This is a genomic window from Roseibium sp. (assembly GCF_051016195.1).
GTDB lineage: Bacteria > Pseudomonadota > Alphaproteobacteria > Rhizobiales > Stappiaceae > Roseibium.
Genome location: NZ_CP134616.1, coordinates 3,879,505 through 3,893,593 on the forward strand (window position 1 = coordinate 3,879,505; position 14,089 = coordinate 3,893,593).

Consider the following 14,089-nt stretch of genomic DNA (forward strand, 5'->3'; position numbering starts at 1 on the left):
TCTGCATATTGAGTTAAACCCAATACCTGATAAGTCATCGGGAAACTCCACTTGTGACAAGGTGCCACCGATGACAGAAACTCTTGTTCCAACGACTGATGACGCGCTTCGGGACTATTCCGGCAAGGCCGTCACCTTCGAGGACGTGGAGACGGCCGCAGACCGTATTTCCGGGTTCGCGGTGAAAACGCCGCTGCTGCACCATCCTGCGCTCGACGCGCAAACTGGTGCGACCGTGCTTGTGAAACCGGAAAGCCTGCAGCGGAGCGGGTCCTTCAAGTTCCGCGGAGCCTTCAACTGTCTGAACCTGATACCCGAGGCGAATCGCGCGAATGGCGTTGTCGCCTGTTCTTCGGGAAATCATGCCCAGGGTGTTGCCGCAAGCGCGGGCATTCTGGGCGTCGAGGCCACGATCGTGATGCCGGACGACGCGCCGCGGATCAAGCTTGAGCGCACGCGTGCATTCGGGGCCAAGGTCGTCACCTATGACCGCGAAAACGAAGACCGGGACCAGATCGCGGCCGCCTTGTGTGCGGAGACCGGTGCCACGTTCGTGCATCCCTTCAATGATCCGGCCGTGATTGCGGGGCAGGGGACAGTGGGGCTGGAAATGGCGATGCAGGCGCGTGACATGGGGTACACGCTCGACGACGTTCTGGCCTGCACGGGCGGCGGCGGACTTTCCAGCGGCATTGCGCTCGCGCTCGCGCAAACGTCACCGGGTACGCGTTTTCACACGGTGGAGCCGGCGGAGTTCGACGACTACAAGCGCTCGCTTGAAGCGGGAGCCTTGCTGTCGAACACGCGCAAGTCCGGTTCCATATGCGACGCACTACTCTCCGAAACTCCGGGCGAAATCGGCTTTTCAATTCTGCGTCAGCTTGCGTCGGAGGGACTGACCGTCACGGACGAAGAGGTCCTCGACGCCGTCGCCTTCGCCTTTACGGAGTTGAAGCTGGTGGTCGAGCCGGGCGGTGCGGCTGCGCTCGCAGCGGTTCTGAAGGGAAAACTCCCGCTCCAGGGCAAAACTGTCGGTCTGGTGCTGACCGGCGGAAACATTGATCCCGACATGCTTTCGCGGGCCTTGTCGCGCTAGGTGATGGACCCTGTTAGGCTCTCGCCGGTTTCGAGAGAACCGTTTTCTCTTTGCAATTTTGTAAGGCTGCGAAAACAAGAAACGCGGCACAGGGCCGCGTTTTTCAATCAGGTTTCGAATTCCTTGCCGCTCAATTGAAAAGAGCCTGGCGTTCTGCTTCGGAGAGTTGCTGCAGCGGATCGTCGGTGATTTCATCGTCCGATGCGGCTTCGTCTTCGAGTTCCCAGGCGACATCCGCCTCTTCCTCGAGATCAGCCTCGTCTTCGAGCTCTGTCCCGGCCAAGGCGTCCGCCCCGGTTTCGGCGTCCACTTCAGCCTCGATCTCGACCTCAGCCTCGATATCGGCCTCAACCTCAGCCTCAACCTCAGCCTCAGCCTGAACCGCATCCACTTCATTGTCGAAGAGCAATTCGATCGCTGCTTCGTCAAGGGTGGCGTTCGGGTCGATTTCTTCGCTTTCGGCTTCAGGCGCGGCATCAGCTTCGCCGGCTTCAGCCGGGGCCGCTGCGAACATGTCGTCGATTGCGGAGGCATCCATCGGCTCGTCCCCGCCGGCCATGATGGCATCGACGTCGGCCTCGCTTGCGGTGCCCGAGATTTCCTGGGCTTCTGACGTCTCTGAGCCCGTTTCCGGGCCGGTTTCTTCAAGGGCAGCGTTGAAGACATCGTCGCTGACCGACATCAGTTCATCGACGCTGTTCTGGCACACGCCGCGGCCGGACCTCTGCGGCCCGTTCAAAAGATGTGCATCCGGGCGCGTATCGACAGGACCGGCGGTGTCTTCCGCTTCGACCCCTTCGATGCCCCAGATGCCGATCATGAGATTGATGCGGCTTTCCAGGTACCTGAGAACCTGAACGACCTTGTTCGTCCGCTGACCTGTGAGATCCTGGAACGAGCAGGCCATGAAGATTTCCGTGGCCTTGGCGTCGATTTCGTCGCAGGCGGCATCGTCGGCGCCGTTCTCGCGCAGCACCCAGGCCTGTTCCTGGATTTGTTCCGCAGCTTCCAGAATAGACTGGGTCGCGCCCTCGGTCTGGGTGACAATCGCGTCCAGTTCGTGGGAGGCGTCGACAAAGCGGTTGCTGTCGTCGTCTCCCTCGGCCTTGATATTTGCGATTTCGGCCTTGGTCCGTTCAATCGCCTCGTGCATCTCGGCGATGTCGAGGCGGATCTTGTCGAGATCCGGAACGGTCCGCTCGCGTGTGACGACTTTTTCCAGCCGCTGGATCGCGCCAAGGATTTCCGTCGTCTCGGGCGTCTTGTGGCGATTGAGATATTCTTTCAGAAACCGACGCCCGCGATCGGATTCCAGCAGGGTCTGCTCTAGAGTGTGATATTCGGCTTCGCCGATAAACTCCGGTTCTTGCTGTGTTGCTTCCGCTTTCATATGGACGCGATTCTCAACTTGCCTAAGGATCGTGTGTTGCCGTATCAGAGGCAACTTCACCCGGATCGTATGGTGAAAATCGTTAACATCCCTTTATGCCGTCGCGGTTCCGGACCGTTTCAAAGGTCATATGACAGATTTGTCCAACAACGTTAGCGCAAGGGTTGCGGCCCTGTTTGCCTGCCACTTTTTCGGCTTTGGACTTTTTCTTCCGTTTTTCCCGTTGGTACTGGAGTTTCGCGGCGTAAGCGCTGCGGAGATCGGATTCATTCTGGGTACCGGCACGCTGGCCCGCATTGCGGCCAGCCCGTTGCTTTCCAATATTGCCGACAGAACACACCAGCGGCGCTTCTCCATTCTGATCTATTCGATCATCGGGGCGTGTTTCATCTCTCTTTTCTATCTGCCGGGCGGTCTGATTCTCGCTGGTACGGCCATGATTGGCTACATGGTGATCAAGGCGCCGATCCTGCCGCTGAGCGACGCCTATGCGCTTGATACGGCCCGCAACACCGGCGCCGACTATGCCCGGATGCGTCTTTGGGGCTCGGTCGGGTTCGTTCTTGCCAATCTTGCCGGAGGCGCCCTGGCAACGCAGAGTTCGGCGTGGCTTATCGTTACGCTGACCGTCGCAGCGTCGCTAGCGACCGGCTTCGTTGTCCTGTCTCTGCCGCGGCAGAAAAAGGATCCTGGCCACGACGACGAAAACGCCCAAGCGGTCACGACCCCGTTTAAGAAAGTCTGGTTTTGGCCGGTGCTGGCGCTTCTGGGCCTGTTCCAGGCGACGCATGCCGCCTTTTATGGCTTTGGCACGCTTTACTGGCGGTCAATCGACGTGCCTGACCTTGCCATTGGCGTCCTTTGGGCGGTTGGTGTCGTCGCCGAGATCGTGTTGTTCACCATTGCGGGAAAACTCTCGCTCCGGTTCGATCCGCCCGTTTTCCTGCTTGCCGCAGGCGTTGCCGCGATCGTTCGCTGGGGCCTGTTCCCGTTTGCGGAATCGGTTCTCTTCATGGGCGCCCTGCAAGTGCTGCACGGGTTGACTTTCGGGGCGGCACATCTCGGTGCCGTCGCCATTCTGTCAAAGGTCGTGCCTGCGCGCTGGTCCGGCACGGGACAGGGCCTTTTGACCGCATCAATCGGTATTCAGACAGCGATCGGACTTGCGGTTTCAGGCGCGCTTTTCCAGATCAATCCGCATATGCCATTCTACCTGATGGCTGCAGCGGCCCTTGCCGGATGCTTCGCGCTCGTCTTTGCTGCGCCGGTGATCCGCCGCAACATTCGTCTTGCGGAAGCCTGAACGCTTGCGCTTAACCCCAGAGCGCAGGCTCCGGCGGATACAGCGTGCTCTCATCGAACCGCAGGCCTGGCGAGCGGTCCCGTGTCAGCAGCAAGGGGCCGTCGAGATCGACATAATCCGCGTTCTGCCCCACCAGAATCGCGGGCGCCATTGCAAGCGACGTTCCCAGCATACAGCCCATCATGACCGTGAAATCCAAAGAGCGCGCTGCGTCAAGCAGGCGCAGCGCTTCGGTCAGGCCGCCCGCCTTGTCGAGCTTGATATTCACGGCGCCATATTTTCCCCTGAGGCCGTCCAGTCCCTTGCCTGGTGACAGGCTTTCGTCGGCGCAAATCGTGATGGGAGATTGAAAAGAGGCCAGCATATCATCGGCCTTGGCGGGCAGGGGCTGCTCGATGAGCTCGACGCCGACCTCGGCACAGGCCGCCATGTTTGTGTCGAAACAGCTCTCATCCCAGGCTTCGTTGGCATCGACGATCAGTTTCGCACCGGGGGCTGCGCCGCGCACGGCGCGAATGCGTTCATCGTCACCGGGACCGGCAAGCTTTACCTTCAGAAGCGGGCGATGGGCCGCAGCAGCCGTTTTCCGTGCCATCTCCTCCGGTGTGTCGACGCTGATGGTGAAAGCGGTCGTGACCGGGTGCAGCTTGCCCAGGCCGGCAAGCTCGGACGCGGTTTTGCCGGCGCGTTTCGCTTCCAGGTCCCACAGGGCGCAATCGACGGCATTTCGGGCGGCGCCTGCAGGCATCGCCTCCAACAGCGCCTCACGGGAAAGGCCGTTCTGCAGCAGCGGGCTCACCTCCTCGATCTGCGTTTGAACCGTTTCCAGAGACTCGCCGTAGCGCGGATAGGGGACACACTCGCCGCGGCCGGAAACCGGCCCGTCGGAGATCGTCACGACGACAACCTTCGCATGCGTTCGGGTCTCACGGGAGATCTTGAAACCGCCAGCGATTTCAAAACTCTCGGCCTCGATGCTGACACGTTGATTCATGGTGCGCCGAATTCTGCCGACACCTTGTCGACGATGGCGTCCATGCCGAAACGCACGGGATCCGTTGCCGGAAGACCGTGTTTTTCACCGACCTTTGCCAAAAACGCGAGTGCCTCGTCCTTGTCGAGCGCGGCCGTGTTGACCGCGATCCCGATGCAGCGGATGTCCGGATTTGTAAGCCGGCCGCACTGGATCGTCATGTCGATGACCTGCTGGATGCTGGGAAGCGGTGTTTCTACACCTCGCATCCTGGTTCTGGTCGGCTCGTGGCAGACGATGAAGCCGTCCGGCTGCGACCCATGCAGAAGACCAAGGGTTACCCCGGCAAAAGAAGGATGGAAGAGTGAGCCCTGGCCCTCGACGATCTGCCAGTGGTCTGCTTCCGTTTCAGGAGACAGCCACTCCGCAGCTCCGGAGATGAAGTCGGCGACAACCGCGTCCAGGGCAACGCCGCGGCCGGAGATGAAGACACCGGTCTGGCCGGTTGCGCAAAAGGTGCTGTTGTAGCCGCGCTCGTTCATGGCACGGTCCATGGCAAGCGCCGTGTATTTCTTGCCGACCGAGCAGTCGGTGCCGACCGCCAGAATACGTTTTCCGCGCCTTTTCGTGCCCTTGCCGGTTGCGAATGACATGGAATTGTGGCGGACATCATGAAGTTGACGGCCGTTCCGTTCCGCTGCTTCGCGGATCGCCGGAATATCGCCAAGGCGGACATGGAGACCGGAAGCGACATCCATTCCCGAATCAAGCGCTTCTATCACTGAGGCGACCCAGTGATCGGGCAGACGGCCACCCGCATTCACCGCACCGATGATCATCGTCTTTGCGCCAGCACTTGCACCTTCGGCAATATTCATGTCCGCAAGGCCGGTGTCAGCGGCGCAACCTTGCAGCCTGACCTGGCCGAGACACCAGTCTTTCCGCCAATCAACGATACCAATGGCGGTTTTTGCGGCCAGAGCATCAGGGACATCCCCGAGGAACAAAAGATAAGGATGAGCGATTTCCATGGACAAAGCTTTCAAGTGGCTGCTGGACGTTAAAGTTCTCCATCAGGTATACGGGGGATATCGAACGAGCGGCAAGAGGGCAGCCATTCAGAATGGCATTCTTGGAAAAAAAGATTGATCCGGAGATGAAACTGGAGGCCGACGGTCCCGAGCACCAGTTCCTGGCTCTCTCCGGCGACTGGACCGTGAGCACGATCGGCGACGCGGAAACCGGACTGAAGCAACTTGACGTCGCCAAGGACCGGCTGACCTGTATCGACGTTTCCAAGATCGAGCATCTCGACACGAGCGGAGCGTGGCTTATCCACCGTACGCGCGGCCGTCTGGAGTTCGAAGGGCGCAAGGTCGGTCTCACGGGGGTGACCCCTGTCCGCCAGCAGCTCTTCGACGAGATCGAACGGCATCACCCGCCAAGCTACAAGCCGGACAGAAGCGGTTTCACCATCGTCGGTTTCCTCGAGGCGACGGGCCGCACGATGGTCGACGCCTACAAAGACGGCCTGGCGATGATGCACATCCTCGGATCGCTCGGACTTGTCCTGACAACCGTCGTGGTCAATCCGCGGCGGCTGCGCAGCATTTCGATTGCTGTCCAGTTCGACCGAAGCTGTATCGGCGCAGTGCCCATCGTTGCGCTGATGAGCTTTCTGATCGGAGCCATCATTTCCCAGCAGGGCGGCTTTTATCTCAAGCAGTTCGGCGTCGACATCTACGTCGTCGACCTGGCAGGCATCCTCATTCTGCGCGAGATCGGCGTCATCCTGACCGCCATCATGGTCGCTGGCCGATCCGGCTCCGCCTTTACCGCCGAACTCGGGGCGATGCGCATGCAGGAGGAGGTGGATGCTCTCCACGTGATCGGCCTGAGCGTGACGGAAGTTCTTGTTCTGCCACGCATTCTGGCGCTCATGATCGCCTTGCCCGTCCTCACGTTTATCGCGGACATATCGGCCCTGTTCGGTTCGGGCCTGGTCACCTGGGTCTATCTCGATATTCCGCCCGCCGCGTTTCTCACCCAGCTGCAGGTGGCGATCACGAACGAAACGCTTGCCGTGGGTCTGGTGAAGGCACCCTTCATGGCGCTGATCGTCGGCCTGATTGCCTGCGTGGAGGGATTGAAAGTGGGGGGCTCTTCGGAATCCCTTGGCCGTCACACCACGCTGTCGGTCGTCAAGGCGATTTTCCTCGTGATTGTCGTTGATGGTTTCTTCGCCGTGTTTTTTGCCGCAATCGGGATTTGATCGACAGCATGACCATCACAGAGACTGCACAGAACGGAAGCGAGACGGTGTCGACCGCCGATGACGGGGACTATGTCCTGTCCGTGCGCGATGTGACGGTCGGCTTCGGGTCAAAGATCGTGCTTCAGAGCCTCGATCTCGATGTCCGGCGCGGCGAAGTCCTGGGATTCGTTGGCGGGTCCGGGATGGGCAAGTCCGTTCTGATGCGGACAATACTCGGTCTCACTCCCAAGCGATCCGGGACGATCTCGGTGTTCGGCCACGATCTTTCCACCGCAAGCGACAAGGAACGGAAAACGATCGAGCGGCGCTGGGGCGTGTTGTTCCAGCAAGGTGCCCTGTTTTCCTCGCTGAGCGTGAAACAGAACATACAGGTGCCGATGCGTGAGCACTTGAAGCTGTCTCCACAGCTCATGGATGAGCTTGCCACCTTGAAGCTGGAGCTCGTCGGATTGCCTCAGGATGCGGCCGACAAACTGCCGTCAGAGCTCTCCGGCGGCATGGTCAAACGGGCAAGTCTGGCGCGCGCGCTTGCACTCGACCCGGATTTGGTGTTTCTGGACGAGCCAACGTCCGGATTGGACCCGATCGGTGCGGCGGCCTTCGACACGCTGATTCAAAACCTGAGTTCGACTCTCGGCTTGACCGTCTACATGGTCACCCATGACCTCGATAGCCTGCATTCGATTTGCGATCGCATCGCAGTTCTTGGGAATAAACGTGTTCTGGCTATCGGAACGCTTGAAGATATGATGAAAAATGACGATCCCTGGATTAAGGAATATTTCAGGGGTGAACGGGCGTTGCGCCGAGTATAGGTTGGACTGAATGGAAACCCGCGCGAGCTACATACTGATCGGTTCCTTCATGGTTGCCGTTTTGGCGGCCGCGTTCGGGTTTATCTATTGGAAAGCCGCAACAGCCGAATCCCGCCAGAACGTCGACCTCAGGATTATCTATCCGGGTCCGGTGACGGGCCTTCCGGTCGGTGGACAGGTTCTTTTCAACGGCATCAAGGTCGGCGACGTGAAGTCTCTGGACTTTGCACCTGACGACCCCACCAAGGTTGTTGCCACGGTCGGCATCAAACCTTCCACGCCAATCCGCGAAGACACCAAGGCGACCCTGAATTTCACCGGTCTGACAGGCATTGCCTATGTCGACCTTTCCGGCGGTACGTCGTCATCACCCCTGCTTCTCGGCAAGGATGACGGCAAGGTTCCCGTCCTTTATGCCGAGAGATCGTTTTTCGATGACATTGTCGATGGCGCGCGCGATGTGCTGAAACGTGCCGACACGACCATGAAAACGATCGAGGATGTCCTCGTTGAAAACAAACCGCTGATCAACGACACCATCAAGAATGTCGAGACGTTTTCTGCAGCCCTTGCCGCCAATTCGGACGGCGTGAAGGACTTCATGGCAAGCATCGGACAGGCGTCCGAAGCGTTTTCCAGCCTGTCCGGCCGGCTGGAAAAACTCGTCGATCAGGGTGAGCGCCTGCTCGCCGCCGTCCCGTCCGACAAGGTGACGGCCATCGTCGACGATCTGACGACGTTTTCAAACAGTCTTGGCGAGGCGAGCAAGGACATCGATCTCCTGATGTCCGATGCGCAAAGCGCCGCCAAGGAACTTGACACCTTCACCAAGAAACTCAACGAGGGCCTCGACAACGTTCAGAAGATCGTTCAAGCGGTCAAGCCCGAGGATGTGGAGAAGGTCATGACCGGCGCGGCGGCGCTGGGTGGGGTGCTTGAAACCAAAAGCGAAGACATCGGCAATCTGATCTCATCGACGACGACGACCATGCAGAACATCGACAAGATCGTCGCTGTCGTTCAGGAGCGCGAAGGCGCCATTACCGAGATCCTGGAAGGGGGCAGGGATGTCGTCGTGAAAGTGGATGCCATCATGTCGCGCGGGGTCGAGATCGCGGCGGCCATCGACCCGCTCCAGATCGAACAGGTGGTCCAGTCGGTCAACTCGTTCACAACAGGGATAAACGCTTCGCTCCTGCGTGTTGACGAGGTGCTTGCAAGTGTCGATCCCGAAACGGTTGAAAGCGCGGTGGATGGTGTTGCCAGCGTGATCGACAATTTCAACAACCAGCAGAGCCAGATCAACGAGATCATCGCCTCGACCAAGTCGACGATCCAGAATTTCGAGGCCGTTTCGGCCACCGTCCGCGACCAGGACGACCGGATCGCGGCCCTGATCACCGACGTTCAGGCAGCGGCCGAAAGATTTGCCGAAACCCTGCAGACAGCCGATGGCCTGCTGAAGGCGGTGGACCCTGAGAAAGTCGCCAACATCGTCGGCTCCGTGGAAACGACCGCGTCCGAGCTTGCCAGTCAGGAAAATGGCATCCCGTCCATTCTGCAATCTGCGCAGAAGGCGGCGGACAATGTCCAGCAGATGACCGAGAACCTGTCCAAACGAACGCCTGATGTGGACCAGATCATCACCGACGCGCAGCAGATGACGGCGACGCTGAATGCAACTTCCGTACGGGTCGAGAGCCTGGTTGAGAAAGTCGCGACGATGGTCGACGGTGACGGCGAGGGGCTGATCAAGGAAGCGACACAAGCGGCAGAGGCAATCCGCAAGGTGGCGGTGGCGTTTGAAAGCAGGGCAGACTCGATTGCCGGGGGGCTCTCCAAATTCGCAACGCAGGGCTCGTCCGACTTCACGGCCGCGCTGGCGCAGCTGAATCGGACGCTGGTGTCGATCCAGCGTGCGGCGGAGAGTTTCGAGCGCAGCCCGAACCGGGTGATCTTCGGCGGTGAGGATGTTCCAACATACACCGGTGGACGGCGCCGATGAGCGGGAAAAGAAACAAGGGCAAGGGCGCATGACAAAGGCAACGGCCAAACTGACCCGACGGAGGGTTCTGGGAGTGTTGGGCCTTGGCGCGCTCGCTGGCGGTTGCGCGAGCGCAGCCCCTTCGGCGTTTTACAGCCTGACATCGGCGGATGTGGACAGCCTGCGCGGCCGGTCCAGCCGTGTACAGGTTCTGGTCGCCCCGCCGCGCGCGCTGAAAGCGCTGGATACCAGCTATATCGCCGTTGTCGATGACGGGCCGATCTACAGCTACTACCCGAAGTCGGCCTGGGCAGACACGCTGCCCAATGTCGTCCAGAGCAAGCTCCAGGAAACACTTCAGAATACGGGCCGCCTGCGCGGGGTCGGTCTTCCAGGCGACGGCCTGTTGATTGACTACCAGCTCCAGACAGAGATCCGTGCGTTCGAACTCCAGGTCTCCGGCAATCGCGCTGTTGTCGAGATTTCTGCCCGCGTGGTCAACGACCGGAACGGGCGCACGGTCGCCACCAAGGTTTTCCGCGCCGAAACGCCCGCAGGCAGTTCCTCCGTGGACAAGGCGGTGGAGGCCATGAACCGGTCAGCCGACCGCGTCTTTGCCGAAATGGCCGCCTGGACGCTTCGCAACGTCTGACCGGCTTTTCATCAGAGCAGCATCAGAGACAGCGCAGGCACCGCGATGAGCAGTGCAAGGCGAAGAATGTCGGCTGCCCAGAAGGGCAGGACACCGGCGAAGATCGTGCGAAGCGGGACGTCGGTCAAGACGGAGCGCAGGACGAAGACGTTGAGGCCGATCGGCGGCGAGATCAGGCTGATTTCGGTAACGACGACAACAACGATACCGAACCATATCAGCACAAGATCCGGGTCGCTCAGAAGCCCGGTGCCGAAATCCAGCGACGTGACCAGCGGAAAGAACACGGGCACGGTCAGAAGGATCATCGACAGGCTTTCCAGCACCGCACCGAGCACGATGTAGATCAGCACCAGAACAAGCATGACCACATAGGCGTTGACGTCCAGTGACTGGACAAACTCAAGAAGCGCGTCCGGTACGCCTGCGTAGCTGATAAAGTTGGAAAAGACTTCAGCGCCGATGATGATTGCGAAGATCATCGCCGTTGTCCGGGCGCAGTTGAGCCCTGCCGTGAAGAGTTTCTCGAATGTGAGGCCACCTGACAGGAACGCGATGATCAGGGCGGTCGCGGCCCCGATCGCCGCGGCCTCCGTCGGCGTGAAGAACCCGCCGTAGATACCCACCATGATCACCGCGAAGAGGCCAAGCACCGCGAGCACGCCCCAGACGTCCCTGCGCGCCAGAGCGATATCGTCATGTTCGGACGGCGCCAGGGCGGGCTTGACCAGCACCGTGACGTAGACCGCTGCCAGATAAAAGACGACGCCGAGCAAGCCCGGGATGATGCCGGCAATGAAGAGCTTGCCGATGTCGGCCTCGGTCAGCAGGCCATAGATGATCAGGATGACGCTTGGCGGGATCAGAATGCCCAGTGTGCCGCCGGCGGCGATGGAGCCGGTCGCCAGGCTGTCGGCATAGCCCGCCTTGCGCATTGACGGCATGGCAACCTTGGACATGGTGGCCGCTGTTGCGAGCGAAGATCCGCAGACGGCGGAAAAGCCGCCGCAGGCAACGATCGAGGCCATGGCGAGGCCTCCGCGCATGCGGTGCAGCAGGCTGTGCGCGGTGCTGAACAGTGACTGGCTGACGCCCGAGATCGTCAAAAGGTTGCCCATCAGAATGAACAGCGGGATCACGGAGAGCGTGTAGGAGAGACCCGTGTCGAATGCGGCATTGCCAAGCAGGTTCAGCGCTGCATTCCAGTTTCGCAGGGCGGCAAATCCCACCGTGCCGATGATCACCATCGCAACGGCAATCGGCACGCGCAGCAGAACGAGGCCGAAAAGGGCAACGAATCCAATCAGTGCTTCAATCACGTATCAGGCCTTCTCGCGCAAACGGCTGACTGTCCAGAAAACGGCGACAACGGCGGAAACCGCGAAGGAGGCGGTGCCCAGCCAACCGATCAGGTAGAGCGGGATTTCCAGGGAATCGGTCACCTGGCCGCGTCGCTGCAGTTTTTCTGCGTGTTCGAACAATTCCACGGCGATGATCAGGAAGACGGCGATTGTCGCCACGCCCGCACAGATCGCGCCCAGATACCTGAAAACACGGCTTTTGAGCCCATCGAGGAGCTCCACCTCGATATGTTCGCCGGCTGCAGTCGTGAGGGGTAGCGCAAGAAAGATCAGTGAAGCCAGTAGCAACTGTGTCAGCTCATACGCGCCGTTGACCGGGCTGTTGAAGAGGTAGCGAGAGACAACGTCCACGCAGGTGAGCCCGATCATGGCTGCCAGAACAAGGAGGCAGGCAAGACCCAGCAGGAAGGTCGCGCCACGCCGGAGACCAAGGGCCCGGCGTGGTGCATGTTTGTCGGGTTCAGACGGTGTCATCAGTTGCTGATACCGGTCTGTGTGCGGAACTCAGCCAGGGCAGCTGCGCCATCAAAGCCGGTTTCCTTGACCGCATCTGCCCAAGCGGCTTCGTGCGAGGCAGCGAGCTCCCGGATCTTGCCCAGGACAGGCGCGGGTGCTTCATAGACTTCGACGGACTTGTCGGCGATGAACGCGTTGCCGCGCGCATCAGCGCTGTCCCAGACAGTGCCCGCAAGTTCTGCAAGTGCGGCTCCCGAAACCTGCTCAATGGCTGCCTTGTCCTCGTCGGAAAGCCCGTCCCAGATGTCCTCGTTCATCACCATGAACCAGGAGGTGTTGTAGATGCCGCCGGGGACGCTCATTGATGATGTGATGTAATCCGTCAGCTTGAAGGCCTGCAGGGCCTCGATCGGGAAGGTCACGCCGTCGATCACGCCCCGGGAGAGCTTTTCGTAGACTTCGCCCGGCCCCATGAACTGGGTGGTGATTCCGAGATCCTGAGACAAATCAGCAATATAGCCGCCCGGTGTGCGGATCTTCAGGCCCGAGAAATCCTCCGGAGTTTCGATCTTGCGTTGGTTGTTGTGAAACATTCCGGGACCATGGATCCATAGCCCGAGCAGCTTGGTGCCCTGATGCTCTGCCTGAGCATCGAGCTGTCCGCCATAGACATCCCAATAGGCCTTGGATCCGTCGGTCGCCGTATCGGCGATGAAGGAAAACTGACCGATCCGCGAGCGCAGGAAACGGTCGTCCCGGGTGAAGGAATGCAGGCCGTAGGTGATATCGGCAACACCGTCTGCCGCCAGGTCGTAGTGCGCGGGCGGCGGCCCGAGCGGTTTCGGCAGGATGCGCACCGTTACACGGCCGTCCGTCGCCTCCGCGACTTGCGCAGCCCAGGGCTCCATGACACCCGTTACGATCGGGTGTTTCGGTGGCAGCCAGGACGAGAGAACCAGTTCGTCGGCAGCGGCGCTTGAAACAGCGCCCGACAATGCGGTTGCCGTGAAACCGGCCAGAATCGAAAGACACTTGATGAATTTCATGGTTTTTCCTCCCACTCGCCTGCTGAGACCCGGTCACTCCCCGACCGGGCACGCTCAGCATTTGATGCTCGAAAATAGTTGCATATGAAACTAAGTCAATCCTAAAATGGGTCCATCTGAAATTTGCGGCCGAGACATCATGACCAGACCCGAAAACGCCAACGCCAACAAACGCAGGGAAAAGAAGGAGAGCGAGAGTGGCCCCACATTCGAACTGCAGACCTTCTTTCCCTACCAGGTGAGAGTGTTCTACAGCGACGTCACGAATGCCCTGTCCGCCGTCTACCAGCGCGATTACGGAATGATGCCGGCCGAGTGGCGCACGATGGCGATCCTGGGCGCGGCGGGGACGGGCCTGCAGGCGACCGAGATCGTGTCGCGCTCCAGCATGGACAAGGTCGTCGTCAGCCGCGCCGTCAAGCGCATGGAGGAACGCGGATATCTGAAGCGTTCAACTCATTCGGAAGACGGAAGAAGTTTTCTGTTGCAGCTCAGCGCGGAAGGCCGGGCCGTTTACGAAGATCTCGGACCCAAACTGCTTGCGGTCGAAAGCAGAATGCTGAGCGGACTGAGCGAGGATGACATATACGGGTTTCTGGCGATCGCGCAGCGTATCCGGGACAATCTGTCGGACAACGGGGAGGTCGCGGATGAGTAACAGCTGTTGCGGATCCCGTACCGCCGGTTGAAGCAAAAAAGGCGGCCCGTGGCCGCCTTTCTCATGTCTAGGTGATGGAC

The 14,089-nt window shown here is 60.0% G+C and carries 13 protein-coding genes; 7 read left to right on the forward strand and 6 right to left on the reverse strand.

Features of this window, described 5'->3' with window-relative positions:
* The first annotated feature begins 70 nt into the window (after positions 1 to 70).
* Positions 71 to 1,096, forward strand: coding sequence for a threonine ammonia-lyase (locus RDA78_RS17705; RefSeq protein WP_434051135.1), 1,026 nt, complete (start codon positions 71 to 73; stop codon positions 1,094 to 1,096).
* Between the two features lie 130 nt (positions 1,097 to 1,226).
* Here the strand turns inward: RDA78_RS17705 and RDA78_RS17710 are convergent, their stop codons facing one another.
* Entirely contained in the window at positions 1,227 to 2,486 is a 1,260-nt protein-coding gene (locus tag RDA78_RS17710; protein ID WP_434051136.1) for a protein phosphatase CheZ, read from the reverse strand.
* Positions 2,487 to 2,616: 130 nt separating this feature from the next.
* Between RDA78_RS17710 and RDA78_RS17715 the strand changes: the two genes are divergently transcribed.
* Entirely contained in the window at positions 2,617 to 3,789 is a 1,173-nt protein-coding gene (locus RDA78_RS17715; protein ID WP_434051137.1) for an MFS transporter, read from the forward strand.
* 10 nt (positions 3,790 to 3,799) lie between these two features.
* Here RDA78_RS17715 and dgcA read toward each other — a convergent pair whose 3' ends face one another.
* Together dgcA and dgcN are read right to left on the reverse strand one after the other, a co-directional pair.
* The gene (gene dgcA / locus RDA78_RS17720) at positions 3,800 to 4,783 is read right to left on the reverse strand and encodes an N-acetyl-D-Glu racemase DgcA (protein ID WP_434051138.1); all 984 of its coding nucleotides are present in this window, start codon (positions 4,781 to 4,783) and stop codon (positions 3,800 to 3,802) included.
* Positions 4,780 to 5,793, reverse strand: a complete 1,014-nt coding sequence (dgcN, locus tag RDA78_RS17725) for an N-acetyltransferase DgcN (RefSeq protein WP_434051139.1) — start codon at positions 5,791 to 5,793, stop codon at positions 4,780 to 4,782. The genes dgcA and dgcN overlap by 4 nt, the downstream gene beginning before the upstream one ends.
* A 92-nt stretch (positions 5,794 to 5,885) precedes the next feature.
* Here dgcN and RDA78_RS17730 point away from each other — a divergent pair, with 92 nt between their 5' ends.
* From RDA78_RS17730 to RDA78_RS17745, 4 genes are read left to right on the forward strand one after another with little or no spacing between them, the layout of a single operon-like run.
* Positions 5,886 to 7,034 (forward strand): ABC transporter permease, encoded by a 1,149-nt coding sequence (locus tag RDA78_RS17730; protein WP_434051140.1) that lies wholly within the window; start codon positions 5,886 to 5,888, stop codon positions 7,032 to 7,034.
* Positions 7,035 to 7,042: 8 nt separating this feature from the next.
* On the forward strand, positions 7,043 to 7,852 hold the full coding sequence (locus RDA78_RS17735) for an ABC transporter ATP-binding protein (protein WP_434051141.1): 810 nt from the start codon (positions 7,043 to 7,045) through the stop codon (positions 7,850 to 7,852).
* A gap of 10 nt (positions 7,853 to 7,862) precedes the next feature.
* On the forward strand, positions 7,863 to 9,857 hold the full coding sequence (locus RDA78_RS17740; protein WP_434051142.1) for an MlaD family protein: 1,995 nt from the start codon (positions 7,863 to 7,865) through the stop codon (positions 9,855 to 9,857).
* A 28-nt stretch (positions 9,858 to 9,885) separates the two neighbouring features.
* Positions 9,886 to 10,488, forward strand: a complete 603-nt coding sequence (locus RDA78_RS17745) for an ABC-type transport auxiliary lipoprotein family protein (protein WP_434051143.1) — start codon at positions 9,886 to 9,888, stop codon at positions 10,486 to 10,488.
* Positions 10,489 to 10,499: 11 nt separating this feature from the next.
* On the opposite strand, the gene RDA78_RS17750 is transcribed toward RDA78_RS17745, so the two are convergent.
* From RDA78_RS17750 to RDA78_RS17760, 3 genes are read right to left on the reverse strand one after another with little or no spacing between them, the layout of a single operon-like run.
* Positions 10,500 to 11,807, reverse strand: a complete 1,308-nt coding sequence (locus tag RDA78_RS17750; protein ID WP_434051144.1) for a TRAP transporter large permease — start codon at positions 11,805 to 11,807, stop codon at positions 10,500 to 10,502.
* Between the two features lie 3 nt (positions 11,808 to 11,810).
* A complete protein-coding gene (locus RDA78_RS17755; RefSeq protein WP_434051145.1) occupies positions 11,811 to 12,323 on the reverse strand; it encodes a TRAP transporter small permease in 513 nt (170 codons plus the stop codon).
* A complete protein-coding gene (locus tag RDA78_RS17760) occupies positions 12,323 to 13,351 on the reverse strand; it encodes a TRAP transporter substrate-binding protein (protein ID WP_434051146.1) in 1,029 nt (342 codons plus the stop codon). The genes RDA78_RS17755 and RDA78_RS17760 overlap by 1 nt, the downstream gene beginning before the upstream one ends.
* A gap of 139 nt (positions 13,352 to 13,490) precedes the next feature.
* On the opposite strand from RDA78_RS17760, the gene RDA78_RS17765 reads away from it, so the two are divergent.
* Positions 13,491 to 14,009, forward strand: a complete 519-nt coding sequence (locus tag RDA78_RS17765; RefSeq protein WP_434051147.1) for a MarR family winged helix-turn-helix transcriptional regulator — start codon at positions 13,491 to 13,493, stop codon at positions 14,007 to 14,009.
* Positions 14,010 to 14,089 lie beyond the last annotated feature (80 nt).